This window comes from Ruminococcus sp. FMBCY1, assembly GCF_023921805.1.
Lineage (GTDB): Bacteria > Bacillota > Clostridia > Oscillospirales > Acutalibacteraceae > Ruminococcoides > Ruminococcoides intestinale_A.
The window spans coordinates 1,333,392-1,358,596 of record NZ_CP074197.1 but is presented as its reverse complement, the minus strand read 5'-3'; the positions used below and the strand labels follow the sequence as shown (position 1 = coordinate 1,358,596).

Sequence of the window (25,205 nt, the reverse complement as noted above, 5' to 3'; positions counted from 1 at the left end):
AATTAACCTGCCTTATATAGTTCTTCTTCCAATGCTTTTACAGCTTGAATGTAGCCTGCTTTTCCGCCAAAATAGGTGGCGATTTTTGAGGGCTTTCCGAATTTCTTAAACGGATCAAGCTGTAAAATCTCGGTTTTCTCAATTTCGTAAATACCTGTGTTCATATATTTATCGAGGAGGGCTTCCAGCACTTCTCTTGCAACACCGCTGTATTTGCTCAGAAAATCACGCTTTTTTACATTATTCGCACGCTCTTTGCGTGTAAGCGGCTTTTGATTAAAGGCGACATGGCAAATGAAGTCAAAATCATCCACATCGGTCATACCTTGCTCCGCTTTCATTTGCTCAAGGTCTATGCCTTGTTCTTTCAACAGTCCCCGAATAGCTTCTTTCTTTTCTTCGGAAGTCCACTTTGAAATAAAGTTGTCAAGAGAAGCATATTTGCCGAGAATATTAGACTTTGTATAGTCAACAATGCTTTCCTGACGGAGAAGCTTGCCCAGGGCGTCATAAACTTCCACCCGCTTTCCGATGATATGAACATCACAGCCGTTTTCATCAACAACATATTTGTCAACAGTAGGGGGTGGCGAAACAGAATCACTGCCATTACCGGGTGTATCGGGTTTCGGTGTCGGCTTGTGATTAGGGTCAAAGCCTTCTACAATCTCAATAGGGCCGTCCCAATCGGGATCGGAAAACAGTCTTGTCACATTGCGGAAGTCCATTACGACAAAATGATTTTTACCTTCCTTTTCACGCAGACGAGTGCCACGACCGATTATCTGCTTGAATTCTGTCATAGAGTTAATCATTTCATCGAGAACAATCAGCTTTGTCATCTTGCAATCCGCTCCTGTGGAAAGAAGCTTTGAGGTTGTTGCAATTACCGGATAGGGTGCAGATACGGAAATAAAGTAGTCAAGCTTGCTTTTGCCGTAAGTATCGGAGCCTGTGATACGAACAACATAGTCGGGATTTTCTTTGACCATATCGGCGTTGAGATTATTCAGCGCAATACGCATACGCTCTGCGTGATCTTCAGTAGCACAAAATACGATGGTTTTCTGCATTCTGTCGGTACTCTTGAGATATTCGGTTATCTCCCTTGCAACCTCGTATGTGCGGTCTTCAAGAATAATATTGTAATCAAAGTCGCTGTTAGTATAAATGCGATCTTCAATTTCATTTCCGAATTTATCAAGCTGTCCCTTGTAAGGCCGCCAGCCGTCTGAAATGTCGGTTGTTATATTTATAACCCTGAACGGAGCAAGAAAGCCGTCTTCAATACCCTCTCGCAAACTGTATGTATATACAGGCTCTCCAAAGTAATCAATGTTTGAAATATATTTGGTTTCCTTCGGAGTTGCAGTCATACCGATTTGTGTAGCAGAGAAGAAATAATCAAGAATTTTGCGCCAGTTGCTGTCCTTTTTTGCAGAACCTCGATGGCACTCATCAACAATAATTAGGTCAAAGAAATCCTGATTAAATAACTTTGCAAATCGAGCAACTGTTTCTTCACCGCTTTCTTCATCTTCGTTTTCTTCGTTGCCTGCAAGCTGTTGATAAAGAGAAAAATATACCTCGTGAGAAGTTATGGTAACGGGATCGTCTTTTGCAAAATTTATCTTATGTATTACTTTTTCAAGAGGAGAGAAATCCTGCTGAATCGACTGATCCACGAGAATATTGCGGTCAGCCAAATACAGAACTTTCTTTTTGAGTCTGCTTTTTAAAAGGCGGTAAACAATCTGAAATGCCGTATAGGTTTTGCCTGTACCCGTTGCCATAACGAGCAGTAAACGCTCTTGTCCGTTTGCGATTGCTTCAACGGTACGGTTAATAGCGTTACGCTGATAATATCTCGGATCATATGTGTTCTGGCTTGAGTAGTAAGGCTGATTGATTATTTTTCTTTCGTTATCAGATATGCCTTTGCCGCCGTTTGTTTCGCTTTCCCATCTGGCAGTAAGTTCATCCACAGTCGGAAATTCGTCCATAGGCAGTGTACGTTCCAAACCAGTCAGAAGGTCGTGTTCCTGAAATCCGTCACCGTTTGAACTGTATGCAAACGGAATATCCTGCATTTTGGCATAGGTAATCGCTTGCTGCAAACCGTAAGATATAAAATGATTATTATCTTTGGCTTCAACAATCGCAATAGGTTTATTTTTTGTTAAGTAAAGAACATAATCAGCCTTCTTTGGTTTTTCACGGGTTACAATATTTCCTTTCAGATTGATGCGACCGTCTGTTATTTTGGTTTCCATCGTAATACGGTCGAGTCCCCATTTTGCTTGTACTGCAGGAGTTATATATTGTAGCTTTATGTCTTCCTCAGTCATCTGCTTTTTATCTAAAATCATTGTCAGCCCTCCCTCGTATTACATTTTAAGCATTATATCACTTTGGCAAATATAATTATACTATTATAATATAACACATTTCGACATATAAATCAATGATTATTGGCGATTTATACTAAAAAGAACAGAAATATCACTAACATAATTTTAAAAAAAGGAGCTGTATGTCTTAACAACTCCGTAATAAAAATCTATAATTTGTTTTTTGTCCTGCAAATCACGATATGCCTTTTTTCGGGTAGCCAAAGAATTATATATTTTACCGATAGTGCAAAACTGCATAAAACTTTTAACTCAACACTTGCTGTAAGGCAGGTGTTATTTTTTTTAATTCATTTTTGAGAAAATTTTTTTAGAACATGGGTTGAATTTCAGGCTCGCCCACTCCAAATAAGTAGAGGGATATATTTATTTGAATATCAAACGAAAACGGAAAATTCATTTTTTATAGCACAAAAAAATAAAAAACTTTTCAAAAATACCCTGACAAAACGCCTGTGTTTGTCCAAATAAGTGAGAGGGTATTTTGAAATTTTTTGAAAATACACCCCCTCCAAAATACTGATTTTGTCCATACAAGTGAAGGGGATAAAGAAATATATTTTTAATTTTCTTTATCAAATTCGAGAAAATTCATTAACAAATTATTTTCTAAGGAAGTGAATCTAAACAATGAAAAACGCTTATTTTCAATGTGTCAGTACTCGAAAGAGAGAAAGAAAAAAGTAAACCAAGGAAACCTATGACAAATCTTAGCGAGCAGACTGTTTGTATCCACAAGCGGATAAAACAGTAAAAGCTCGTTAGTGGATACCCCTAAAACCCCGGAAAAAATAAGAAAAGGAAGGTAACATATGAAATCCAAATTTATCAAACTGCCAAAGGCTCTCTTTGATGATGCATATATAGACTTGTCGTGCGGTGCAAAGCTGCTCTACTCGCTGTTGCTTGACCGCAGAATGCTTTCGGAGCAGAACAGTATGACTGACTCAAACGGCAGAGCCATTGTGTACTTCACAAACAATGAAGTCTGTCAAAAGCTGAAATGCAGTCATGACAAGGCTACGAAGCTTTTTCGTGAGCTTGAACGTTTCAAGCTTATACATAGGCTAAGGCAGGGCAAAGGCAAGCCTGACATTATTTATGTTGATAACTTTATTGACAGCGAAGAAGCCTCATTCAAGAGTGCGGAAAATACGCTTTGCAGAGTGCAAAAATTAAGTGTACCTGACTGCGGAAAATCAGCAGGAAATAAAACTGAAATTAATAATACCGATAGGAGTAATACCAATCTATCAATCGACTATGACGAGGTTGAGAATGAAATAAAATTCCAAATTGAATATGATGTACTGGCGGAGCGTGATTACGGCAGTGTGCTCGACGAAATTGTCAGACTTATGACAGACACTTACTGTTACGCAAGTGATACTGTTCGGATTAACAAACGGCAAATCCCCATACAGTCTGTTCGCAAACGACTGTCAATGGTAACCGCCGAGCATATCGAATATGTAATAAGCTCGCTTGAAAAGAATAAAAGCAAAATCAAAAATATGAGAGCCTATCTGCTTACGACTCTCTACAACTCAATTGACACTATGGAAACCGACTGCTTGTACGGTAATTAGGGAGGAAATCAAAATGGATGAAAAAATAAAATTTTTAGGCACAAAAGAAGTTGCCGAGGCACTCGGATGCAGTCTGCCGGCTGCCCGAAACATTATGATGAGGGCTGATTTCCCGTTGGTGAGAGTCGGCAAAAACTTCAAGGTCAGTGAGCAGGCTTTTATAGAATGGAGCAGCAAGCGCAGAGTATAAAATAAGGCGAAAATCTGTTGACGGCTTATCGCTTTTGGAGTATTATAAATACAGTCGGATAACGATAAGCTGTCTTTAGGTTTTGAAAGGACGGATTACAATAAACGCTAAAGACACAAAGAAAAAACAAACCTACGGCAACGGCTCAATATATTTTGTAGAAAGCCGTCATCGCTTTGCAGGTCAGGTTTATTTGACAATCGACGGTGAAAAGGAACGCCGCACCGTTTACGGAAAAACAAAGAAAATCGTCAAGGACAAAATGCGTGAGCTGCAAATTCAGGCTCTCGCAGGCAACCTCGAAAAGCGCAACCGTAACAAGGTTGAGATAAAAACAATTCATCAGCTTGCCGAAAAGATGATAGAGGAACAGCTTGCCCTAAATGAAATCAGGCAGTCAACCTATGACCGCAAAATGGAAACTCTGAAAATGCTTTCCGATATTTCTGATAAGCAGCTTACGGAAGTCACCGAGGACGATATAGTCGGTTTTTTCAAGGTAAAGCTTGATTATTCCCAGTCGAGCATAAATAAGATGTATCAGCTTTTGGGAGCAGTATTTGTAAAAGCAATTAGCAAAAAACTCATTGAGAGCAATCCTTTGAGCGACATCAAGTGCCCGAAATCGAGAAAAAAGCAAATTCCTGTCAGAGCCTTGACGGTTGACGAGCAGATAAGGCTTTTGAATGTGCTGAAAACCGAGGACATACACTACGGCGACATAATGCTTTTGTCAATGTTTACGGGAATGCGAATCGGCGAGTGTTGTGCCCTCACGGCAGAGGATATCAATCTAACCGACAAAACAATAAATGTCAGTAAAACCGTATCGAGAGGCGAATTTGGAAACACCGTAATCAACGATACCAAAACCGCCGCAGGTATGAGAACGCTTTTTATCAGCGATGATGTTGCAGACTTTTTGAAAGAATGTTTAGGCGGCAGAAAAAGAGGTTTGCTGTTCACTTCAAGCAACGGCGGGCTTGTCACTTCAAACCAAGTCAACTATGTTTACTCAAATGTGATTAAGAATTACGACATTCTTGACAGCTCGGTGTACGGCAGGGTAGATTTACATTCACTCAGGCATACATACGCAACGAGGTGTATTGAAAGCGGAATGCCTGCAAAGGTGCTTCAAAAGCTTTTAGGACACACGGACATAAACATCACGCTGAATGTTTACTGCTCTGTATTTGAAAAGTTTAAAAACGAGCACCTTGCGATTGCTGACGAATATATGAAAGCAAACAACCTGCAAATCGCCTGAAAATGAAAAAATCGCTGTCAAAACCGCAGTCAATTGCGACTAAGTCAGCATTTAAGCCACTTATAAAGGTCACCTCGACCATAGAAAAACCGCACTATTAAGCCATTTTCAGGCGTTTTAGTGCGGTTTGTTGTTTTTGAAAATCACCGCAAAAACCCGTTAAAAATCATATAAAATTCTAAAAATGTTAGGCAAATGTTAGGCAAGTAAAAACTTCAGAATACGGCTTGTATCCTGGAGCTTTTTACTATAATATAAAAGATGTTACGCTTGATGAGCTTTGCAAGTAATTAAGTGCCCTTTAACTGCAAAAACAGTAGTTAAAGGGCTAATTTTATGTATTCTTATTCTTCTGATATTTCCGGCAAACCTGCAACACTTGTCAACAGCGAAAGAACTCCCGAAAGTACACTTGCCGAGGCGACCGCAACCCAATTCACATCGCTTAACACTGCAGATACACCGATAACCGAAATTGCAGTTTGAGCAACGGTTTTTACTGCTCTTACGCCTGCACATTTTGCCCACGATTTCCAATTTGTAATTTTTTTCATATTATTACCTCATTATTTTTTCTCAAGGTCTGCAATTCTGAGATTTGCAACTTTGATTTCTTCATCTGTAACGGCTGAATTTTTTTCAAGATTAAACACTCGCTCTTGCAAATGATTGTATTTATCTTGCTTTTGCTCAAGTTTATCTATACGATAAACAATAAGCGATTTTGTTTTTTCATTTTCGCTCTCTTGCTTTTTCCGATTTGAAACATTGATAATTAGCTGACAAATAATACTGCCGCAAGCAACAATGAGCGATGTAATAATTTCCGTTGCCATATTAACACCGCCAATTAAGACAGAATAAGCTGTAATCTGTCTATGTAACAGTCATATGCACCTGCGTAGCCTTCTTGTCCGTTTGATGTTTGAATATCGTGCTGCCAATCAAAATACTCTTTGTTAATTTCTGATACACGGTATTTTGCAACAAGATACTTGCCAATACTGTTTACAACATTTTCAGGAGTTGTGTAATATACTTTAATTGCATCAATTTTACTGCCGTCACCTGCATAACCGTCTTTGTAATCATTAATATTGTAACCGCTTTTTTTGATTGTTTCACAAAATAGTTCTGTAATCTCTGTAAGTTTTGTTTTGCCGAGTTTAACTTGCGAATTATCTTCCAAATCATAATAAATCGGCATATCAAGAGATTTGTTGTTAATGCACTCAAGAATTATCATATTTTCACTTTTTGCGTTTTTGTAATGGCTTTCAAACATACTGTCTTTCTGACTTGATTCTCTGCCATAGCCTGTCCTTATAATGACTGCTTTTATACCGTCATTTTTCATTTTGTTGAAATTAATATCTTTCTGAAATTCAGAAATGTCAACACAAGATATTTTTGTCGTATTTATGCCTCCTTAACAAAGTTTATAACTAAACTCTTTGATGTCGATAGCAGCGGTGTCCTGAATGGCATTACCGGATATATTGGTAGCCGATAGCTTTGTTATGCAAAGTAGCGGATATACGGTTATATCCTTATCCTTATATTTGCTTATGTCAAAAGCAATATTTTTTGTAATATAGCTTGTGTTAAAGATTATATTCGTTTTACCGTAGTCCAACGATGAATCTAAATATTCGTAAACAAGTTTGCCCGCTTCGTTTTTATAAGAAACCTGTACGGTAGGGAAGATTCCGAATGCTTTGTATTCACTTACTTTTGCGGTAAGTTTCAGATATAATACTTCATTTGTATTATTTTTTAAATTAATTTTGTAGCCTCGTCTGTAAGCAACTTTTGCAAAATCTATGTTATTGATACCTTTTAGGTCGTCAACGGTATATGTCGGTAATTCCGAATAATCGTTAAGATTAAGTTTTAAAATATCCGGATTTTCGGAGAGATTATCTGTTACTGTAAGGTAATTTAACCCATCGCTGTTTTTCATATAGTTGTTGATGACAGGAGAAATCATTTTTATGTCAGTCATAGATTTATCTGTTACTGTTTCGCCGTTAATTTTAATTATATTAAGCGGATTGTCATATTTCTGCTTAAGAGTGTTATACTCGTTTAAATTTGTATAATTGTAAAATTTATCTTCTTTATTTTCTTTGTTTTTGTCTGTATATGTATAAACATACGGCAAAAAACAAACATTGTACATATCCGGACCTTTGAGAGAATCACAAACAGATACATCAATAATATTGTTAATGTTGTTTTTGCCGGCAATTCTGATAGAACTCTCTTCAAATGAGTTCCAATAATCATAGCAGCTTGTTATATTGCCTTGAATATAATTGTTGTGATTATTATCAGTTAAAAGAATACCGGCGGCATTATTTAACGGCTTTTCTCCGTTTTTAAGTCTTGAACCTGAAATAAAGTTATTGGCAAGGCTTTGAAAACCTGTAATTACACAACTTTTGCAATTAGTCATCATAAGTCCGTGTCTGCCGTTTTGCTGTACAGACACATTACTTAAATTAATACAAGAGGCATTACTTAAAGTATTATCCATATTTACACCGTCGCCTCTGTTACCCCATGATTTTATATTTGTGCCGTTAAAGCCGCCAATATTAATTTTAATACCGTGTTTGCGGTTCTGATGTGTATCAAGATTTACAATTTTATTTCCGTATCCTCCGTTGTACAAACCGCACTCGCCGTTTTCGTATGTACGAATATTAGAAAGATGACAGCCGATACATGTAGTTTCCAATTTTATTCCGGACAAAGGGCAATTGGAAACATTGATGTTTTCAATTGTGTTATCGGAAGAATTACTGTTGCTTATTTTAATACCGTGATATTTGTAATCATCTTCTGAAATTTTACCCTTAACTGAAAAAGAGCTTAGAGTGCAGTTTGATGAACCGGTGATATGAATTATACAATCGTCATTTTTATATTTATATTCATTCGTTTCACTGTCTTTATCATCATTGTGTTTGATTATGGTTTTGTTAATACCCGCACCAAAGATTTTAAGGTTAGGTTTTTCAATTGTTAATTTACCGATTTTATAAATACCTGCGGGAATATATACTACCTTATTTTCTTTTATTGCTTTTTGCAGTGCGTCGGTATCGTCGTTTACGCCGTCACCTACAGCTCCGTAGAACTGTGGAATTGAGAAATACGATGAGTATGAAAATGTTACAGCTTTTGTAGAAGTCAAATCGTTATACTTGCAAAGAGTACCGTCGGATGTCAGAATAAAGCGTATGTTATTAACGATTGTCATAATGAACGAAATTTTGTTATTTTCGCCGTTTCCTATTTCTCCCGTGTAAAGTGTGTCACTGTCAATGTAAGTCAGCAAGTCAGTTACTGAGTTTACAGTTCCTACATTGCAGTGCTTTTCGTAATTTTCAAGATTGTTGTTAGTCATATTTATACCTCCAAATAGATTATTGTATAACTTAAAAAGTTACTTTGCTTTCAAAAAATTAGCAGATAATTTATTTAAATTATCTGAATAAAGTATTATAATTATCTCGTAACTTTTCAAGTTACTTTTATTATAGCAAGCGTTTTGTAACTTGTCAAGATATTTTAAACAGTGTTGCATAAGATTTTTTCTTGACAAGTTACTTTTGCGGCTATATAATTATGGAAATGATTAATTTAAACACAAAAAGGTGATATTATGACTGTTGGTGAGCGTATAAAAAAAATCAGACAACAAAATGCGATTTCTCAAACGGAGCTTGCAAATGCCTGCAAAATAAGTAAACAAACATTATATAAATACGAAAATAATATAATAACCAATATACCGTTTGATAAAATAGAATTGATAGCCGACTGTTTATCTACATCTCCGTCTTATATAATGGGGTGGGCGGAATATGATTTAAGCAATGTAAAAAATATTGAATCTATGCCGGAAATGGTAAAAGTTCCTTTAGTTGGTACAATTGCCTGCGGTGAGCCTATACTTGCGCAGGAGAACATTGAAGACTATATAAATATGCCTGAAAAAACCAAAGGTACATTTGCACTAAGATGTAAAGGCGATAGTATGATTAATGCTCGCATATTTGACGGAGATATAGTATTTATAAGGGAACAGCCGGAGGTAGAAAACGGAGAGATAGCAGCGGTACTCATTGACGATGAGGCTACTTTAAAGCGTGTATATAAAACAGAATTCAGCATAGAACTCAGACCCGAAAATCCTACCTTCAAATCGCTTTATTATCAAAAAGATGAGATGAACAAAGTCCGTATTCTGGGCAAAGCAGTAGGCTTTTACAGTAATGTGTTGTAATATTTTATACTCGATTATATCAACAAAAATAATCGGTAATCACTGATTAAAAAAATTTATTAATTATAAGAAAGAAAACCAAATACTTTGACAACAAAACGGTAAAATCAACGCAATATTGTAAAACAAAATTAATTATGCCTACACAATTCGACATACCATTTTTTGGTAATGTGATATTATAATGTCACAGGGACAAACCCCTGATGCTTAAAAGACACGGGATGGTAAGGTTGACTTTTTTATTTAACAATGATAACAAAATCACTGAAATACCAATAATAAGAATACGACCTAACAAGGCTCAGCCTCGAAAACAATTTGACGAAGCCTCTCTTACATCATTATCGCAGTCCATAACAGAAAACGGTATCTTGCAGCCGCTGACTGTCAGAAGGGCAAGTCAAAGTGAATATGAGCTGATTGCCGGTGAACGCCGTCTTCGTGCGTCGGTTATGGCAGGACTAAAAAAAGTCCCCTGCATAATCGTTAAGTGTTCTGACAAAGAGTCTGCGATCTTTGCTCTCCTTGAAAATCTACAGCGTAGCGACCTCGGCGTGTTCGAGGAAGCTCGCGGGATTTCAAGACTTATCCGAAGATTTGGCCTTACTCAAGAGGAGGCGGCTCAAAGGCTTGGCAAAACGCAATCTACCATTGCCAACAAGCTAAGACTTTTGCGCCTTACATACGAAGAACAGGAGCTTATTATCAGCGCAGGTCTTACGGAGCGCCATGCCAGGGCATTACTCCGAATAGAAGACGAGGGCAAAAGGCGAGAAGTCCTAAGCAAGGTAATAGCTCTTAATCTTAACACTCAACAGACCGACAATCTTGTAGGCGAAGTCTTGAATGACTGCCCAAAGCATATTAAAAGTATGGGAAGCAGTAAAGCGGTGATAAAAGATGTGCGTATTTTTGTAAACACCATCAACAAAGCGGTAGATACTATGCGGCTTGCAGGCATTGACGCTAAGACAGTTAAAAGTGAAAACCCTAACTATATCGAATACACAATTAAAATCCCTAAAAAAAGTGCAAGCGATAATAAATCCGCTTAAATTTACTAACAAGAGGGTGCGAAAGCATCCGTTCCACTCATACCCATTTCCTTATCTAAACCCCTTGCAAACAGCCGTACAGTGTAAAAAACTGTACGGTTGTTTGCGTTCGCAATTAATAATTTTTTGCCGTTTCGTTCAAGCCGCCGAACAGCAGGCTGTTCGGCTACAGAAAAATTTTGTTAGCAGACAGTATCGTTGGCTTTGTCCACACCCACAACTTTTGAAAGGGGCGACCAAGCTTTCATAATTGTAACGGACAAGTTTCTGAAAATTTTGACATTATTATAAGTCGGTGTTAAAATAAAATTACATTATAATGAAAAGGAATGATTTGTATGTCTAAGGGAGATATTGCAAAGCAAAATTTTATGAACGGTTACAATTGTTCTCAAGCGGTTTTGCTTGCATTTTGCGAGGATTTTGGACTTGAAAAAGAAACAGCATTAAAAATTTCCGAACCGTTCGGCGGCGGTATGGGCAGAATGAGAGAAGTTTGCGGTACTGTTACAGGTATGTTTATGGTGATAGGTCTTGCAATGGGTAATGACAATTCTAAAGACAATACCACAAAGAAAAATGTTTATAAATCGGTTCAGGAGCTTGCCGCAAAGTTTAAAGAAGACAACGGCTCGATTATTTGCAGAGAGCTTTTGGGTCTTCAAAAAGCCAATAAAGAAAGCTATGTGCCGTCAGAACGCACCAACGAATACTATAAAAAGCGTCCTTGTCCGGAGCTTTGCAAGTATGCGGCAGATATTCTTGAAGAATATCTTAAGAAAGAAAACCTCATTTAAACAACTGTTATTATATAAAATATATGATTTTGTGAATTGTCAACCAAAATTCAATTGCAGGTTGACAATTCGGTAAAACCGAGTTATAATATTGTCAACTTAATAAACCAAATAGGTTGACGATAAGGAGAAAGAACAATGTTAGAGGTAAAATCAAAGGCAACATCAAAAAGCAAAGCCGCTTTGCTTGATTTAGTATTTGTGGCACTCTTTGCCGCTGTAATGACAGTTTGTGCGCAAATTCAGATTCCGTTCGGAGAAGTTCCGTTTACACTTCAAACTCTCGGTGTATTTATTGCAGCGTCATTACTCGGTTGGAAAAGAGGTACACTCAGTGTTATAGTTTATGTACTTCTCGGTCTTGCCGGTGTTCCTGTGTTTGCAGGTTTCAGCGGAGGTATAGGTGTACTTTTCGGACCGACAGGCGGATATATTATCGGCTTTATTTTTACAGCTTTAATTGTAGGTCTTATGACAGAAAAACTCGGCAAAAAACTTTGGGTTGAAATTGTTTCTATGATTTTGGGCCTTGCTGTTTGTTATGCATTCGGCACAGTATGGTTTATGTTCCAAATGAAAATGGGACTTGTTGAGTCACTTTTACTGTGCGTAGTTCCTTATCTTATTGCTGACGCACTCAAAATTGCATTTTCAGCTGTATTGGTAAATCGTCTTGACAAAGTTATCAAGCTTTAATCTGCGACCGCACCACAGCCTTTGCATACAATTTTTCGTAGGAAAAGGCTACAGCAGTGATTTTGTGCAGAATATGACAAATGTAATTGAATATCTGAATAAAGAAAATCCGCTGATTACCTTAACGGGCAGTTGTAATGATGTTCTTTGCAGTAAATGCCCGAATAATAAATCACAGCTTTGTGCCGATAATGATAAAGTGGCAAGTTTTGACAATGCTTGTCTGAAAGAATATAATTTAAAAATCGGTGACGAAATCGAGTGGCTTGCGCTTAAAGATATGGCAAAAAGCAGGATAATTTCACAAGGAAAACTTAGTGAAGTCTGCAAAAATTGTCAGTGGAAATGTTACGATATTTAATAAGCTTACAACATCCCCATATAAAAAATCCCTGTTCAGCGCTGAACAGGGATTTTTGCTGTTTGTTAATTTTTGTTGAGTTGAGAGTAAAAGATTATCATTGTTTAAAAGAATGCTTCGTCAATCAATTATAAAAGTTTGGTCAACCTTTTCAAAAATAAATAATTCTGTTTTAATGGCTGTCGCCTGTTTTTTCAAACTAAGTGCAAGCACGCAAACAGCGTGACTGTTTGCGCCTGATAAATTGCAATATCGGAAGATATTATGGTCGCTGCCCAAACCCGCAAGCCTTTAAAAAGGCTTGACCTAAATTTTATTAAACCGTCTTTTTATTAGCTTTTGCGGTAAGTTTTTCAATTTCTATCACAAAAACATCTGTGCGTTCAAATGCGCCTTTTATATGGTTTTCACCGTCTTCCGCAAATTCGGGAGAGTATTTTTGCACCAGAAGCCGCAGTGCTTTTTCTTTTTCGGTAACTGTTTTTGACGCATAACCAAAGGCAATGGCACTTTCATAACCTGTTGTGAATTTTTCGGAAATAACATCTGATTTTGTAACGACAGTAAACGAAACTTTGCCCGAAAATCTTAGGTTATCCTGTTTGTGACCGACATTTTTGGCACAGTGAAAGTAGATTTTGCCGTCATCGTAAGCGTAGTTTACGGGTACACCGTACGGATAGCCGTCTGCGCCGATGGTAGAAAGCACACCGAAGCTGCCCGATTTCAGAATTTCTAAGGCGGCATTTTCGTCAACTGCTCTGTCTTTTCTGCGGATTTCATAGTCTTTCATATTAATCAACTCCAAGATTGTTCATTACCATACCTGTAATCATTTTTGGATAGAAATATGTGGATTTCTGCGGCATTTTTTCTCCTGCGGCGGCAACATCACGAATTTCGGTAACTCTTGTAGGGTTGAGTACAAATGAGCATTGAAACTCGCCTTTGTCAACTCCGTCAATTGCCTCTGTAAAGAATTTTGTGTATGTAAGGTTAATCTGTTTTGCCATATTTTCCTTGTCAATTCCAAAGATTTTTTCAAGAATAAGTGTATGGAGAACAGAAACATCAAGCGACTGTGACGCCTTGCTTACATTGGGGAGCATTTGGCTCATAAAGTCGATATTTTTGAGTGTCAGCAAGAACCATTCGCCCTTGCCGCAATAGAAACCGAATGCTTTTTTGCCCTCGTCATAGAGTTTTTTCAAATCTTCCTCCATGGTGTCCGTGCCTTCTTTTTCGTCTATGTAGAAGAATTCGGAGCACTTTTCGAGTACCGCCTCTTTGTCGAAGTTCGGTAAATCTCTCACAAGGCGGTGGGTAGGGAATACCACAAGTCCCGGATGCTCCATATCTACGAGGTAAATCATCTGGAAGTCCTGCGGATCGCCCGGCTTTGAAATGCCGTTTTCTCTGCAATAATTTCTGTAATTGAGAGCGGTTTCGTATCTGTGGTGACCGTCGGCAATATATAGTTTTCTGTCTGCAAAATCGGCAACAAGCTTCGCAATGATTTCTTCGTCGGTTTCAATCCAAAGGCGATGTGTAACACCCGTTTCGTCTGTAAATTCAAGGTCGGCTTTTGCCTTTGACTGCTCATCAATGGTAGCGAGAGTTGTATGTTTTTCGTCCATATAGAGAGCGTAAATCTGACTGAAATTGCAGTTTGTTGCTTTCATAAGATTTAAACGGTCTTCTTTAGCCTTTGAAAGGGTAAATTCGTGCGGTAAGATAATGCCTTTTGAAAATTCTTCAAGCTGAACTCTCGCAATAATGCCCTTTATGCTTTTGCGTGTGTTGCCAACGGAAAATTCTTCCTCGTAAATATAGATAGCAGGCTTATCCTCAATTTTCAAAATGCCTTTATCCTGCCACATTTTTAAAATATCTCTTGCGCAAGCGTAAGGATTTTCACCCTCTTTTGGCAATTCAAGACGAATAATGTTGTATTCGTTTTCTTTAATAAAAGCAAGTCTTTCTTGCTCGCTGATTATGTCGTACGGAGGACAGCAAAGAGAGGAAATTTCGCCTGCCTTTGCGGTGTTGTATCTCATACCTTTGAATGCTTTAATAACTGCCATAGCCGTTACCTCCAATTGAATTAATAAAATTCCCGAACAAGGAATATAAAATTATAAGAATTATAAGAAAAAATAATACTATCATATATATTGTACCACGAATATGTAGGAATTTCAATAAATTTGTTGCAAAAAGCAGTGCTTTTATATACTTTTTGAATAATACAGAAACAAAAATTCTTATAAAATTAAATGAAAAGATTGACAATACAGATATAATATGATATAATATCACTTGCGTAAAATAAATACGCGCCAATAGCTCAGTTGGTTAGAGCTACCGGCTCATAACCGGTCGGTCCGGGGTTCGAGTCCCTGTTGGCGCACCAAGCAAAAACCGCATTAGAAAACTGTTTTTCAGCTTTTTAATGCGGTTGTTTTTATATCGTGATACACAGAAATACAAGGAAAAACAGTGTACTACAGAAAAATGCATTGAAATAAATTTAAAAAAACGCTTGACTTTTGAGTTCTGAAAGAACATGATATAATTACACTCAATAGAGGTGAACAAAGACGAATAGACTGCAAGCGTCAGAAAGGAGATTAAAATGAAAGAAGATATGACAAGACTTGAGATACTTACTTTATTGCTATCTATCAAAGCGTTGCTTGACAGTGATAATATTGATAAAGCAAAAGAGTTAATTGATGAAGTAATTGCCGAGGCAAAAAGAACAAGCTCTGACGATTAAATCAGAGCCTTATATTTAATATCAAGAGAAAGGAAGTTATATTTACGGCTTATATTAAAAAAACAGATAACCCCAAAATGGGTAGACCGAGTGAAAATCTTACTCATGATATAAAAGTTAGGGTTGATGATGAATTAAATTCTCAAATTGAAAAATACGCAGTCAAATGCACTCTTTCAAAAGCGGCTGCAATAAGAGAGATTTTATCATCATTTTTTGCACAAAATTAAAAGGTACTATTCTGAATATCTGGGTAACAATAATAAATTATGGTTTATCAAATTGATTTGCCAATCAATTATAAAAGTTTGGTCGACCTTTTCAAAGGTCGTGGGTGTGGGCAAAGCCCACAAATACTTTCCGTTTATGCAATCTAAGGATAACCAAACAGCCTGCTGTTTGCGCCTGATAAATTGTTATATCGGAAGATTTTATGGGCGCTGCCAAAACCCGCAATTTTTGAAAAATTGAGTAAACTTTTTTGTTTTTGGGAGGATAATTTAGCGTTAGCTAAATTTCAATGCCCGACCGACACTCCGCCAAACCATAATTCATCCTAACTTTTGATAAAGAGCCCAAAAAGAAATGCAGATAGGGAAGATCCCTGTCTGCATTTCCGATTATAAAGAGGTCGGACAAAAATGACCTTAATATAAAATTAATTTAAAAACTGAAAAATTCACCTAATCAGTTGTTATTCTTCAACTGTTTCAATTTTTTCTTCAGCTTTAGTTTCCTTAGTTTCTTCCTTTTCTTCAACTACAGGCTTTTCATCGACTTTTTCTTCTGCCTTGCTTTCAGCTTTTGCGGCTTTTTCAGCCTTTGCTTTCTTAAGAGCGGCAGCCTTGCGGTTTGTAGTCTTTTTCTCCTTTGGCTTTTCGGGTGCAGGAAGTTCCTTGTCAAGCTCAATGTAGATTACGGAAAGCGGTGCAAGCGTAATGTTGATTGAGTACGGAAGATCGTGATCGGCTGCATCCTGTGCCTTTAATTCGCCCTCGTTTACGATACCGCAGCCGCCGAATTCCTCTGCCTCGGAGTTGAGAACTTCTTTATAGATACCAAACTTCGGAACACCGATTTTGTAGTTCTCACGGAGCATTGGCTGGAAGTTACATACAACAATAACTTCGCTTCCGTCATAAGCAATTCTTCTGAAAGAAATAATGCTATGCTTATAATCGTCGAGAGCAATCCACTGAAAACCGTTCCAGTCGTAGTCGTTTTCGTGCATTGCAGGTGTATCGCAATAGAATTTATTTGCTGTTGCAAAGAAGTGATTAAGCTGACGGTGCTTTTCGTAGCCGAGCAAGTTCCACTGGAGCTGTTCGGTAGAATTCCACTCGTCAAACTGTCCGAGCTCACTGCCCATAAACATAAGTTTTTTACCGGGATGAGCAAGCATATAAGCAAGGAATCCTCTTACGCCCGCAAACTTGTTGTCATACAGACCCGGCATTTTGTTGATAAGCGAGCCTTTGCCGTAAACAACTTCATCATGAGAGATAGGGAGCATAAAGCTTTCGCTGAATGCGTAAACCATACTGAATGTAAGAGTATCGTGGTGATAATTTCTGTAAAGCGGGTCAAGGCTGATGTATGAGAGCATATCGTTCATCCAACCCATATTCCACTTGTAGTCAAATCCAAGTCCCATATCCTTTGGCGGGAAACCGGTAACATTCGGCCATGCTGTGCTCTCTTCGGCAATCATCATAGCTTCCGGGTGGAACATATGCACAACAGTGTTAAGCTTCTGTAAGAAATCAACAGCAACAAGATTTTCTCTGCCGCCGTAGATATTTGCAAGCCATTCGCCGTCTTTACGGTTGTAGTCGAGGTAGAGCATAGATGCAACGGCGTCAACTCTGATGCCGTCAATATGATATTGGTCAAGCCAGAACATTGCGGATGAAAGCAAGAAACTTGCTACTTCGTAACGTGCATAGTTAAAGATATATGTACCCCATTCCTTGTGTTCGCCGATTCTCCAATCCTCGTATTCATAACAGCCTGTACCGTCAAATCTGCCAAGACCGTGCTCGTCCTTGGGGAAGTGAGCAGGTACCCAGTCAAGAATAACGCCGATACCTTCCTGATGACATTTGTCAACAAAATACATAAGGTCTTTAGGAGTACCGTAACGGGAAGTTGCCGCAAAGTAACCTGTTACCTGATAGCCCCAGCTGCCGTCAAACGGATATTCTGTAAGAGGCATAAACTCAATGTGAGTGTAGCCCATTTCTTTTACATAAGGAATAAGCTCCTCGGCGAGCTTTCTATAGCTGAATACATTGCCGTCCTCGTATTTTCTCCAAGAACCTGCGTGCATTTCATATACATTGATAGGAGCGTTCTTGTGCGGGTGAGCTTTCTTGTGCTCAAGCCACTCGCTGTCGTTCCATTCATAACCGTGAATTTCATATACACGAGATGCGTTATCAGGTCTTGTCTGGCAATGGAATGCATATGGGTCGGTTTTCATTACCTTTTGCATTGACGGAGTTTCTACGCAATATTTATAGCAAGCATATTCCCATACACCCTCAATAAACAATTCCCATACGCCTGAATTGTCGATTTTATACATATAGTTTGCATCGGGGTTCCAATCGTTGAAATCACCTACAACGGATACGGAAAGTGCGTTTGGTGCCCATACTCTGAACACAACGCCGTCTCTGTCGCCCCAGTTTACAAAATGAGAGCCCATAAATTCATAAGCTGTAACAGATTCGCCCTGCAAAAACTGTTCAAGCGGAGTTCTTTTGTCATTTAAACTAAAAGCCATTTATATATCCTCTTTTCTTTAAGAAATTTGGGAAAAGGGCGCATATTGCTCGTTTTTACAAAAAATAAATCCGCAGTATGCTTTTACAGTGTTTCCCTTGATTTAATTATATGTTTATAGTATAATATATTCTACACAAATATACAAGAGTTAATTTTAATTTTTATGTAAATTATTTTACAAATTATTAAAATTTGTTTATTTTTTCAAAAAAATTTAAGGTGAAATTTTATGGATAAAAGAGTAAAAAATACCACAAAGGCACTCAAGCAGACACTTTTTGATATGCTTGAGCAAATGCCTTTGAGCAAAATTACAGTAACCTCTCTCTGTAAGCAGGCGGGAGTGAACAGAGTTACCTTTTATCACCATTTCGCCGATGTTTACGATATGATTTCTCAAATAGAAATCAGCTATGTTGAAGAATTAAAGGATTATAATTTTAAATTTACGCAGAACGGCAAGGTGAATTTCCTTTGGATTGTGCGCTTTGTAAAGAAGTATTCGGATTTTTACAAAGTGGTTTTCAATAACAATATCCAGACTAAATTACTTGACGAAATGTATGCGGAGCTCAAAAAAGAGTATTGTGCGGCATTTGGCAAAAAGGATATTCCGCAGACCAAACTTGAGTATATGTTTACATTTCTCGAAAGCGGTGCGTCAAGTATTTTAAAAAAGTGGGTAAGAGGCGGAATGGCAGAGAGCGAAGAATATATCGCCGACCTTATAAGCGAAATATTTATCAGTATGCACAGTCATATATAATAGTTGCCCACAGCCGAAAATTATGTTAAAATATGTAGTCAAATGAAAGAAAAAATTACGGATGGTGTATATATGAAAAAAAGATTTCTTGACAGCGGAAAAATTGTAGGCACTCACGGCATAAAAGGCGAATTAAGAATTGACCCGTGGTGCGACAGTCCCGAATTTTTGTGCTGCTTTAAAAAACTTTATCTTGACGAGCAGGGCAGAGAGAGCATAAAAGTTAAGTCACGCCCTCACAAAAATATTGTGCTTTGCAAGGTTGACGGAATAGATACAATTGAGCAGGCGGATAAAATGAGAGGCAAGACAATTTATATCGACCGAGAGGAGATCGTCCTTGACGAGGGTGTAAACTTTGTTCAGGATTTGCTCGGCCTTGAGGTAAAAGACGCCGACAATGCAACTGTTTACGGCAAAATTACAGATGTTTTGCGCACAGGTGCTAATGATGTTTATGAGATAACAGATGACAACGGCAAAAAATATCTTGCACCCGTTATTGACGAGGTTATTACAGAAACCAATGTTGATGACGGATATGTTCTTATTCGCCCGATGAAAGGAATATTTGACGATGAGGATTGATATAATAACCTTATTCCCCGAGATGTTTACTCCTGTTTTGGGTGACAGTATAATCGGCAGAGCACAAAAAAGCGGTGCGCTTGAAATACATTGTCATCAACTGCGTGACTATGCTTTTGACAAGCACAGACGAGTTGACGATACCCCGTACGGCGGCGGAATGGGAATGTTGATGAAAGCCGAGCCTATAGCGCTTTGCTTTGAGGATATATGCGATAAAATCGGCAAAAGACCGCATTTTGTTTATATGTCACCGCAGGGAAAAACTCTTACGCAGCAAAGACTTAAGGAAATAGCTGAGATTGAGAATGTCTGCATATTGTGCGGTCATTACGAGGGCGTCGACCAGCGTTTGCTTGATGAATTTATAGACGAGGAAATTTCAATCGGCGACTATGTGCTTACAGGCGGCGAACTTCCTGCAATGGTATTCACGGACGCACTTTCAAGAATGGTACCGGGTGTACTTTCAAATAATGAATGTTTTACCGAGGAAAGCCATTTTAACGGTTTGCTTGAGTATCCTCAATACACAAAACCGTCGGTATGGAGGGGCAAAGAAGTGCCCGAAGTGCTTTTGAGCGGTCATCATGCAAACATAGCAAAGTGGCAGAAAGAAAAAAGTCTTGAGGTAACCCGTGCAAAGCGCCCGGACTTGCTTGAAAAGATAAAAGAACAGCAATAAGAATTAACAATAATTTAGTGCTGCAAAATAATATTTAGCAATACTTAATATAATTTAATTTCAGTTTTAGTAAAGTTGCACAACAACAGACCGAAATTTTTGGTTGTAAGTGAGTATTAAACCAAAAATTAATTAACTTATTGACCTTTTTTTGAAAAAATACTATAATATTTATTAAAAGATTGCAAAATGCAGTCGGATTACAAAACGGGTTAAATTATATGGCAAGAGAGGGATTTTAAAATGTATGTTAAGGAAGTATTAGTACAGAACAAGGCAGGCTTACATGCTCGCCCAGCTACATTTTTCATTCAGAAGGCTAACGAATACAAGTCAACTGTATGGGTAGAAAAGGAAGAAAGACGAGTTAATGCAAAGAGCCTTCTCGGCGTATTGTCACTTGGTATTATCGGCGGTACAACCATCAAGGTTATTGCTGACGGTTCAGACGAAACAGAGGCTGTTGACGGTCTTGTTGCTCTCGTTGAGTCAGGTTTTGCTGAATAAGTTAAATAATTTATACTCTTTCAGAATTTAAGGGCGGTTTTCCGCCCTTTTTGTTTTGCCTTTTTAAAGGTTGACCAAGCTTTTATAATTGCTTGTCGAAACAATTTGTTAAACCATAGTTTTAAATATTCCAAAAACACAAAAAACAAATCCGATTTACATTATTTTCAAAAAGATTTTTAAAACCTATTGACAAACGGAAACGGTGGTGTTACAATAAACCTACTTTATCGGTAGGAATACTAAGTTTTAGGAAAATTCCCGCTTTTTAAAGTAATATTATTATATATCCGCACACAATGCGGAAATTTAAAATCAGAAGGGTGATAATATGAGCGAAAAGAATGTAAAAGATTTAGGCTTTCAGACAAGAGCCGTGCATACAGGCAACGGTGTTGACGGCGAAACAGGAGCAATTAAGAGGCCTATAACTATGGCAAACAGCTATGAATTGCCCTATGACCCAAGTGACCTTAACTGGAGCAGTGCAGGTAAAAACCTTTATACAAGAAACGGAGGCTCAAACCAGCAGTATCTTCAGGAAAAAGTTGCCTCTCTTGAGGGCGGCGAAGATTGCGTGGTGCTTGCAAGCGGTGTTGCCGCTTTGTCGGGACTGTTCTTTGCTTTACTCAAAAGCGGTGACCATGTAATTTTCTCAAGCGTTACTTATATTGCGGTTTACAGACTTTTAAACGAGCTTTTAAACAATAAATTCGGTGTGGAAACAACAATTGTTGATACCTCCGACCCCGAAAATGTAAGAAAGGCAATCCGCCCGAACACAAAACTTATTCATATAGAAACTCCGGGCAACCCCACACTTACAATTTCGGACATCAAGGCGATTGCAGACATTGCGCACGAAAACAATGCACTGTTATCTGTTGACAATACATTTGCTTCTCCGTACAACCAAAGACCCGTTGAGCTTGGCGCAGACTTTTCGATTGAAAGCCTTACAAAATATATCAACGGTCACGGTGACGCAATGGGCGGTGCTATTATCGGTAAAAAAGAATACCTCGACATCATCAGAGCACAGTCGCAGATTAACCTCGGTGCAACAATCAGCCCGTTCAATGCTTGGCTTATTATGCGTGGTGCGGTTACTTTACCGCTTAGAATGAAACAGCACAATGAAAATGCACTCAAAGTCGCTAAATATTTAAAGACTGTAAAGGGTGTAAGTTTTGTGGCTTATCCGGGACTTAAAGACCACCCGAACCACGATATCGCCAAAAAGCAGATGACAAACGGTTTCGGCGGTGTGCTTTCGTTCGGACTCAAGGCTGACCACGATACATATAACAGATTTGTAAGCTATTTGAATGTCATAACTTCGGCAGTTTCTCTCGGTCACGATGAAAGCCTTATCGTTTTCCTCGGAGAAAATGACGAAAGACAGTATCTTTATCCCGAAGAATTCCACAACGGCTTTTTCAGATTCAGCGTCGGCATTGAAGATGCAGAAGATATTATTGCAGACCTTGAACAGGCATTTAAGAAGGAAAATTTATTATGATAAGAAAAGCCACGGTGCTTGATTTGCCGGCTGTCAAAGAAATTTACAATTATGCGGTTTTAAACACTACCGCAACCTATGACATAAATCCCAAAGATGACAAATACTTTGTTGATATGTTAAATGAGCATACAGGCAAGTATTTGCTCTCTGTGTATGAGGAAAACGGCAATGTAATCGGTTATGTTGCACTTTCCCGCTACAGCAAAAGAGATGCATACGACATTACAGCCGAACTTTCGGTATATGTAAAAAACGATTGTCAAAACAGGCACATCGGCACTCAACTTATTGAGTATGCACTTCAAGAGGCGCAAAAGAATAATCGGTTCTTGACTGTGGTTTCGCTCATCACAAGTGAGAACGAGCACAGCATTTATTTACATAAACAGTTCGGATTTGAATTTGGCGGAAGAATTAAAAACGCAGGATTCAAATTTGACAGGCTCTTGGACGTAGATATTTATCACAAGAATTTCTGATGAGTTTTTAACGGATTGGCGCAGATGTATTGACTTTTATCAATTAATATGGTATTATCAGAACATATAAAACCTATTAGGTTTATAGGACTTCAAGAGAGGAGAGCAACCTTATGACAAAGCTTGTTTCATATGTAAAAAGCTCTATGTGTTGCTGTTGCATGTGCACAATGTGTATGTGTTTATTTCCCATGCTCTCCGACGAAAAGTTTTGACCAGATAAAGTTTTACTGACCGGAGTGCATATGTTCTTCGGTCTTTTTTAATGCTTTTTATTATTCTGTGCATAAAATGTTAAGAGATTAGGAAAAAGGTGAAAAAATGAATTGGGAATTTATTTTTAAATATCTTCCTTTGTACCAAGAGGCAGCTTTGCTCACTTTAAAAATCGGACTTATCGGAATCGCCGTTTCTATTATAATCGGTCTTTTCTGTTCATTGGTTCAGTATTACAAAGTGCCCGTGCTAAGGCAGATTGCAACGGTATATATTGAAATATCCCGTAACACTCCGTTGCTTATTCAGTTGTTTTTTATTTACTATGCGCTGCCAAAGGTTGGCGTGCAGGTAAGCTCTGAAATGGCAGGCTATATCGGTCTTGCTTTCCTGGGCGGAAGCTATATGTCGGAAACTTTCAGGAGCGGACTTGAATCTGTAGATAAAATTCAAACCGAAAGTGCTTTAAGTCTTGGTATGAAGCATCCGCAGATTATGAGATATGTAATACTGCCGCAGGCTTTTTCAACAAGTGTACCGCCGTTTGTGGCAAATGTAATATTCTTGCTTAAAGAAACAAGTGTATTCAGCGCAGTAAGCCTTATGGACCTTATGTTTGTTGCAAAGGACTTAATCGGTCTTTACTACAAAACAACAGAGTGTCTGTTTATGCTTGTTGTGTTCTATCTTATTATACTACTGCCTGTTTCAATACTTGGAAGTGTGCTGGAAAGGAAACTGAGATATGCCGGATTTGGGGATTGATGTTCTTTTTAAGGGAACAAACTTTATACGCCTTTTGGGCGGCTTGTGGACTGCACTTGAAATCAGTCTTATTTCAGTCGGTCTTAGCATACCGCTTGGCATTTTGCTTGGCATTGTAATGACTATACCAAACAAAGTAATAAAAGTTATAACAAAAATTTATCTTGAAATTATCAGAATAATGCCGCAGCTTGTGTTGCTTTTTATAGTGTTCTTCGGTGCAACAAGAACTATGGGAATTAACCTTTCGGGCGAGGTTGCCTCGGTAATAGTGTTTACGCTTTGGGGTACGGCAGAGATGGGCGACTTGGTGCGAGGCTCAATTATCAGTATTCCGAAACACCAGTCGGAAAGCAGTCTTGCGCTCGGACTCAGCAAAGCACAAACCTATTTATTTATAATAATTCCGCAGACGGTACGCAGACTTTTGCCGCTTTCAATCAACCTTGTTACAAGAATGATAAAGACTACAAGCCTTATCCTTATGATTGGCGTTGTAGAGGTTATAAAGGTTGCACAACAGATTATTGAGGCAAACCGTGCCACAAGCCCGAACGCAGCGTTCGGTGTGTACCTTGTAGTATTCATTATGTACTTTATAGTTTGCTTCTCAATAAGTATGGTTGCAAAACATCTTGAAAAGAAATGGAGTTGAGGAAATGTCGCAGGAACTGTTAAAAATAGAAAATCTTACAAAGCGTTACGATGATAACACCGTACTTCAAAGCATTAATATGACAGTCCGTCAGGGTGAAGTTGTGGTAATTATCGGCCCGAGCGGCTGTGGCAAGAGTACCTTTTTACGATGTATAAACGGCCTTGAGCCTATACAGGAGGGTACAATTTCTTTTGAGGGCGAGTTAATCGACCGCAAAAGCAAAAATATAGCGGAAATTCGTCAAAAAATTGGTATGGTGTTTCAGAATTACGAGCTTTTCCCCCACCTTACCGTTATGGATAATATTTTGCTTGCACCTACAAAAGTGCAGAAAAGAAGTAAAGAAGAAGTAAAAAAAGAGGCGGAAGAGCTGCTCGAAAAAGTCGGATTAAGCGAAAAGAGCAACAGCTATCCACGACAGCTTTCGGGCGGTCAGAAACAGAGAGTTGCAATTGTAAGAGCCTTGTGTATGCACCCGGACATTTTGCTTTTTGATGAGGTTACAGCCGCACTTGACCCCGAAATGGTAAGGGAAGTGCTTGATGTAATGCTCGGACTTGCAAAGCAGGGAAGAACAATGCTTATTGTTACCCACGAAATGCAGTTTGCCCGTGCGGTTGCCGACAGAATAGTATTTTTTGACGGCGGTCACATTGTGGAAGAGGGTAAACCCGAAGAGTTCTTCACAAATCCAAAGACCGAGAGAGCTAAAAAATTCCTTGATATTTTTGAGTTTGACTCAATAAAATAAATTTTCTTTAAGAAAGAGGAGAGATTA

The 25,205-nt window shown here is 38.3% G+C and carries 27 protein-coding genes and 1 tRNA gene; 20 read left to right on the top strand and 8 right to left on the bottom strand.

Annotated elements, in window-relative coordinates:
* Positions 1 to 2: 2 nt before the first annotated feature.
* Positions 3 to 2,369: an EcoAI/FtnUII family type I restriction enzme subunit R gene (hsdR, locus tag KGF34_RS06620; protein WP_252558489.1), complete on the bottom strand. Its 2,367-nt coding sequence runs from the start codon at positions 2,367 to 2,369 to the stop codon at positions 3 to 5.
* Positions 2,370 to 3,223: 854 nt separating this feature from the next.
* On the opposite strand from hsdR, the gene KGF34_RS06615 reads away from it, so the two are divergent.
* The 3 genes from KGF34_RS06615 to KGF34_RS06605 all read left to right on the top strand — a co-directional run bounded on the left by KGF34_RS06615 (position 3,224) and on the right by KGF34_RS06605 (position 5,460).
* Complete coding sequence (locus KGF34_RS06615) at positions 3,224 to 4,000, top strand: DUF6017 domain-containing protein (protein WP_117951492.1); 777 nt, start codon at positions 3,224 to 3,226, stop codon at positions 3,998 to 4,000.
* A gap of 13 nt (positions 4,001 to 4,013) precedes the next feature.
* Complete coding sequence (locus KGF34_RS06610) at positions 4,014 to 4,190, top strand: helix-turn-helix domain-containing protein (protein ID WP_252558488.1); 177 nt, start codon at positions 4,014 to 4,016, stop codon at positions 4,188 to 4,190.
* An 82-nt stretch (positions 4,191 to 4,272) separates the two neighbouring features.
* Entirely contained in the window at positions 4,273 to 5,460 is a 1,188-nt protein-coding gene (locus tag KGF34_RS06605; protein WP_252558487.1) for a site-specific integrase, read from the top strand.
* Positions 5,461 to 5,804: 344 nt separating this feature from the next.
* Here the strand turns inward: KGF34_RS06605 and KGF34_RS06600 are convergent, their stop codons facing one another.
* Genes KGF34_RS06600 through KGF34_RS06585 form a run of 4 tightly spaced genes read right to left on the bottom strand, consistent with a single transcriptional unit; the run spans position 5,805 to position 8,875 of the window.
* Complete coding sequence (locus tag KGF34_RS06600; RefSeq protein WP_022234372.1) at positions 5,805 to 6,014, bottom strand: holin; 210 nt, start codon at positions 6,012 to 6,014, stop codon at positions 5,805 to 5,807.
* A 12-nt stretch (positions 6,015 to 6,026) separates the two neighbouring features.
* Positions 6,027 to 6,296 carry a hypothetical protein gene (locus tag KGF34_RS06595; protein ID WP_252558486.1) on the bottom strand — a complete coding sequence of 90 codons (270 nt, stop codon included), beginning with the start codon at positions 6,294 to 6,296 and terminating at the stop codon, positions 6,027 to 6,029.
* Positions 6,297 to 6,310: 14 nt separating this feature from the next.
* The gene (locus KGF34_RS06590) at positions 6,311 to 6,853 is read right to left on the bottom strand and encodes a hypothetical protein (protein ID WP_289780784.1); all 543 of its coding nucleotides are present in this window, start codon (positions 6,851 to 6,853) and stop codon (positions 6,311 to 6,313) included.
* 36 nt (positions 6,854 to 6,889) lie between these two features.
* Positions 6,890 to 8,875 (bottom strand): glycoside hydrolase family 55 protein, encoded by a 1,986-nt coding sequence (locus KGF34_RS06585; RefSeq protein ID WP_252558484.1) that lies wholly within the window; start codon positions 8,873 to 8,875, stop codon positions 6,890 to 6,892.
* Positions 8,876 to 9,133: 258 nt separating this feature from the next.
* On the opposite strand from KGF34_RS06585, the gene lexA reads away from it, so the two are divergent.
* From lexA to KGF34_RS06560, 5 genes are all read left to right on the top strand, one after another.
* Entirely contained in the window at positions 9,134 to 9,757 is a 624-nt protein-coding gene (lexA, locus tag KGF34_RS06580; protein ID WP_186935415.1) for a transcriptional repressor LexA, read from the top strand.
* A gap of 233 nt (positions 9,758 to 9,990) precedes the next feature.
* On the top strand, positions 9,991 to 10,815 hold the full coding sequence (locus tag KGF34_RS06575) for a ParB/RepB/Spo0J family partition protein (protein ID WP_252558483.1): 825 nt from the start codon (positions 9,991 to 9,993) through the stop codon (positions 10,813 to 10,815).
* 338 nt (positions 10,816 to 11,153) lie between these two features.
* Positions 11,154 to 11,612: a C-GCAxxG-C-C family protein gene (locus KGF34_RS06570; protein WP_195410969.1), complete on the top strand. Its 459-nt coding sequence runs from the start codon at positions 11,154 to 11,156 to the stop codon at positions 11,610 to 11,612.
* 138 nt (positions 11,613 to 11,750) lie between these two features.
* Positions 11,751 to 12,308 (top strand): biotin transporter BioY, encoded by a 558-nt coding sequence (locus tag KGF34_RS06565; protein ID WP_186935413.1) that lies wholly within the window; start codon positions 11,751 to 11,753, stop codon positions 12,306 to 12,308.
* Positions 12,286 to 12,669, top strand: coding sequence for a DUF1284 domain-containing protein (locus KGF34_RS06560; RefSeq protein WP_186935412.1), 384 nt, complete (start codon positions 12,286 to 12,288; stop codon positions 12,667 to 12,669). Before KGF34_RS06565 ends, KGF34_RS06560 begins: the two co-directional genes overlap by 23 nt.
* A 316-nt stretch (positions 12,670 to 12,985) precedes the next feature.
* Here the strand turns inward: KGF34_RS06560 and KGF34_RS06555 are convergent, their stop codons facing one another.
* Entirely contained in the window at positions 12,986 to 13,462 is a 477-nt protein-coding gene (locus tag KGF34_RS06555) for a pyridoxamine 5'-phosphate oxidase family protein (protein ID WP_252558482.1), read from the bottom strand.
* A 1-nt stretch (position 13,463) separates the two neighbouring features.
* Positions 13,464 to 14,753 carry a DUF1015 domain-containing protein gene (locus KGF34_RS06550; protein WP_252558481.1) on the bottom strand — a complete coding sequence of 430 codons (1,290 nt, stop codon included), beginning with the start codon at positions 14,751 to 14,753 and terminating at the stop codon, positions 13,464 to 13,466.
* 252 nt (positions 14,754 to 15,005) lie between these two features.
* Here KGF34_RS06550 and KGF34_RS06545 point away from each other — a divergent pair.
* The 3 genes from KGF34_RS06545 to KGF34_RS06535 all read left to right on the top strand — a co-directional run bounded on the left by KGF34_RS06545 (position 15,006) and on the right by KGF34_RS06535 (position 15,678).
* A tRNA-Ile gene (locus KGF34_RS06545) sits at positions 15,006 to 15,082 on the top strand.
* 222 nt (positions 15,083 to 15,304) lie between these two features.
* Positions 15,305 to 15,448: a hypothetical protein gene (locus KGF34_RS06540; RefSeq protein WP_186935409.1), complete on the top strand. Its 144-nt coding sequence runs from the start codon at positions 15,305 to 15,307 to the stop codon at positions 15,446 to 15,448.
* A 77-nt stretch (positions 15,449 to 15,525) separates the two neighbouring features.
* On the top strand, positions 15,526 to 15,678 hold the full coding sequence (locus tag KGF34_RS06535; RefSeq protein ID WP_186935408.1) for a CopG family transcriptional regulator: 153 nt from the start codon (positions 15,526 to 15,528) through the stop codon (positions 15,676 to 15,678).
* A 464-nt stretch (positions 15,679 to 16,142) separates the two neighbouring features.
* Here the strand turns inward: KGF34_RS06535 and glgB are convergent, their stop codons facing one another.
* Positions 16,143 to 18,236 carry a 1,4-alpha-glucan branching protein GlgB gene (gene glgB / locus KGF34_RS06530; RefSeq protein WP_252558480.1) on the bottom strand — a complete coding sequence of 698 codons (2,094 nt, stop codon included), beginning with the start codon at positions 18,234 to 18,236 and terminating at the stop codon, positions 16,143 to 16,145.
* Between the two features lie 231 nt (positions 18,237 to 18,467).
* On the opposite strand from glgB, the gene KGF34_RS06525 reads away from it, so the two are divergent.
* The 9 genes from KGF34_RS06525 (at position 18,468) to KGF34_RS06485 (ending at position 25,178) form a co-directional block, all read left to right on the top strand.
* A complete protein-coding gene (locus KGF34_RS06525) occupies positions 18,468 to 19,004 on the top strand; it encodes a TetR/AcrR family transcriptional regulator (protein ID WP_252558479.1) in 537 nt (178 codons plus the stop codon).
* 72 nt (positions 19,005 to 19,076) lie between these two features.
* A complete protein-coding gene (gene rimM / locus KGF34_RS06520) occupies positions 19,077 to 19,592 on the top strand; it encodes a ribosome maturation factor RimM (protein WP_022234865.1) in 516 nt (171 codons plus the stop codon).
* The gene (gene trmD / locus KGF34_RS06515) at positions 19,582 to 20,277 is read left to right on the top strand and encodes a tRNA (guanosine(37)-N1)-methyltransferase TrmD (RefSeq protein WP_022234866.1); all 696 of its coding nucleotides are present in this window, start codon (positions 19,582 to 19,584) and stop codon (positions 20,275 to 20,277) included. The genes rimM and trmD overlap by 11 nt, the downstream gene beginning before the upstream one ends.
* Positions 20,278 to 20,520: 243 nt before the next feature.
* Positions 20,521 to 20,784, top strand: a complete 264-nt coding sequence (locus KGF34_RS06510; protein ID WP_022234867.1) for an HPr family phosphocarrier protein — start codon at positions 20,521 to 20,523, stop codon at positions 20,782 to 20,784.
* Between the two features lie 331 nt (positions 20,785 to 21,115).
* On the top strand, positions 21,116 to 22,306 hold the full coding sequence (locus KGF34_RS06505) for an aminotransferase class I/II-fold pyridoxal phosphate-dependent enzyme (RefSeq protein WP_252558478.1): 1,191 nt from the start codon (positions 21,116 to 21,118) through the stop codon (positions 22,304 to 22,306).
* Positions 22,303 to 22,788 carry a GNAT family N-acetyltransferase gene (locus KGF34_RS06500; protein ID WP_252558477.1) on the top strand — a complete coding sequence of 162 codons (486 nt, stop codon included), beginning with the start codon at positions 22,303 to 22,305 and terminating at the stop codon, positions 22,786 to 22,788. Before KGF34_RS06505 ends, KGF34_RS06500 begins: the two co-directional genes overlap by 4 nt.
* Before the next feature lie 321 nt (positions 22,789 to 23,109).
* The gene (locus KGF34_RS06495; RefSeq protein ID WP_186935404.1) at positions 23,110 to 23,769 is read left to right on the top strand and encodes an amino acid ABC transporter permease; all 660 of its coding nucleotides are present in this window, start codon (positions 23,110 to 23,112) and stop codon (positions 23,767 to 23,769) included.
* Complete coding sequence (locus KGF34_RS06490) at positions 23,750 to 24,424, top strand: amino acid ABC transporter permease (protein ID WP_252558476.1); 675 nt, start codon at positions 23,750 to 23,752, stop codon at positions 24,422 to 24,424. Before KGF34_RS06495 ends, KGF34_RS06490 begins: the two co-directional genes overlap by 20 nt.
* A gap of 4 nt (positions 24,425 to 24,428) precedes the next feature.
* A complete protein-coding gene (locus KGF34_RS06485) occupies positions 24,429 to 25,178 on the top strand; it encodes an amino acid ABC transporter ATP-binding protein (protein ID WP_271229679.1) in 750 nt (249 codons plus the stop codon).
* The last annotated feature ends 27 nt before the right edge of the window (positions 25,179 to 25,205 follow it).

Bases quoted from the DNA above. Each gene is read 5' to 3' on its own strand.
- hsdR (WP_252558489.1), bottom strand. From the start codon at position 2,369: ATGATTTTAGATAAAAAGCAGATGACTGAGGAAGACATAAAGCTACAA.
- KGF34_RS06505 (WP_252558478.1), top strand. From the start codon at position 21,116: ATGAGCGAAAAGAATGTAAAAGATTTAGGCTTTCAGACAAGAGCCGTG.
- KGF34_RS06540 (WP_186935409.1), top strand. From the start codon at position 15,305: ATGAAAGAAGATATGACAAGACTTGAGATACTTACTTTATTGCTATCT.
- KGF34_RS06585 (WP_252558484.1), bottom strand. From the start codon at position 8,875: ATGACTAACAACAATCTTGAAAATTACGAAAAGCACTGCAATGTAGGA.
- KGF34_RS06595 (WP_252558486.1), bottom strand. From the start codon at position 6,296: ATGGCAACGGAAATTATTACATCGCTCATTGTTGCTTGCGGCAGTATT.
- trmD (WP_022234866.1), top strand. From the start codon at position 19,582: ATGAGGATTGATATAATAACCTTATTCCCCGAGATGTTTACTCCTGTT.
- KGF34_RS06525 (WP_252558479.1), top strand. From the start codon at position 18,468: ATGGATAAAAGAGTAAAAAATACCACAAAGGCACTCAAGCAGACACTT.
- KGF34_RS06555 (WP_252558482.1), bottom strand. From the start codon at position 13,462: ATGAAAGACTATGAAATCCGCAGAAAAGACAGAGCAGTTGACGAAAAT.
- lexA (WP_186935415.1), top strand. From the start codon at position 9,134: ATGACTGTTGGTGAGCGTATAAAAAAAATCAGACAACAAAATGCGATT.
- KGF34_RS06610 (WP_252558488.1), top strand. From the start codon at position 4,014: ATGGATGAAAAAATAAAATTTTTAGGCACAAAAGAAGTTGCCGAGGCA.
- KGF34_RS06495 (WP_186935404.1), top strand. From the start codon at position 23,110: ATGAATTGGGAATTTATTTTTAAATATCTTCCTTTGTACCAAGAGGCA.
- KGF34_RS06535 (WP_186935408.1), top strand. From the start codon at position 15,526: ATGGGTAGACCGAGTGAAAATCTTACTCATGATATAAAAGTTAGGGTT.
- KGF34_RS06565 (WP_186935413.1), top strand. From the start codon at position 11,751: ATGTTAGAGGTAAAATCAAAGGCAACATCAAAAAGCAAAGCCGCTTTG.
- KGF34_RS06490 (WP_252558476.1), top strand. From the start codon at position 23,750: ATGCCGGATTTGGGGATTGATGTTCTTTTTAAGGGAACAAACTTTATA.
- KGF34_RS06550 (WP_252558481.1), bottom strand. From the start codon at position 14,753: ATGGCAGTTATTAAAGCATTCAAAGGTATGAGATACAACACCGCAAAG.
- KGF34_RS06485 (WP_271229679.1), top strand. From the start codon at position 24,429: ATGTCGCAGGAACTGTTAAAAATAGAAAATCTTACAAAGCGTTACGAT.
- KGF34_RS06500 (WP_252558477.1), top strand. From the start codon at position 22,303: ATGATAAGAAAAGCCACGGTGCTTGATTTGCCGGCTGTCAAAGAAATT.
- rimM (WP_022234865.1), top strand. From the start codon at position 19,077: ATGAAAAAAAGATTTCTTGACAGCGGAAAAATTGTAGGCACTCACGGC.
- glgB (WP_252558480.1), bottom strand. From the start codon at position 18,236: ATGGCTTTTAGTTTAAATGACAAAAGAACTCCGCTTGAACAGTTTTTG.
- KGF34_RS06600 (WP_022234372.1), bottom strand. From the start codon at position 6,014: ATGAAAAAAATTACAAATTGGAAATCGTGGGCAAAATGTGCAGGCGTA.
- KGF34_RS06510 (WP_022234867.1), top strand. From the start codon at position 20,521: ATGTATGTTAAGGAAGTATTAGTACAGAACAAGGCAGGCTTACATGCT.
- KGF34_RS06570 (WP_195410969.1), top strand. From the start codon at position 11,154: ATGTCTAAGGGAGATATTGCAAAGCAAAATTTTATGAACGGTTACAAT.
- KGF34_RS06615 (WP_117951492.1), top strand. From the start codon at position 3,224: ATGAAATCCAAATTTATCAAACTGCCAAAGGCTCTCTTTGATGATGCA.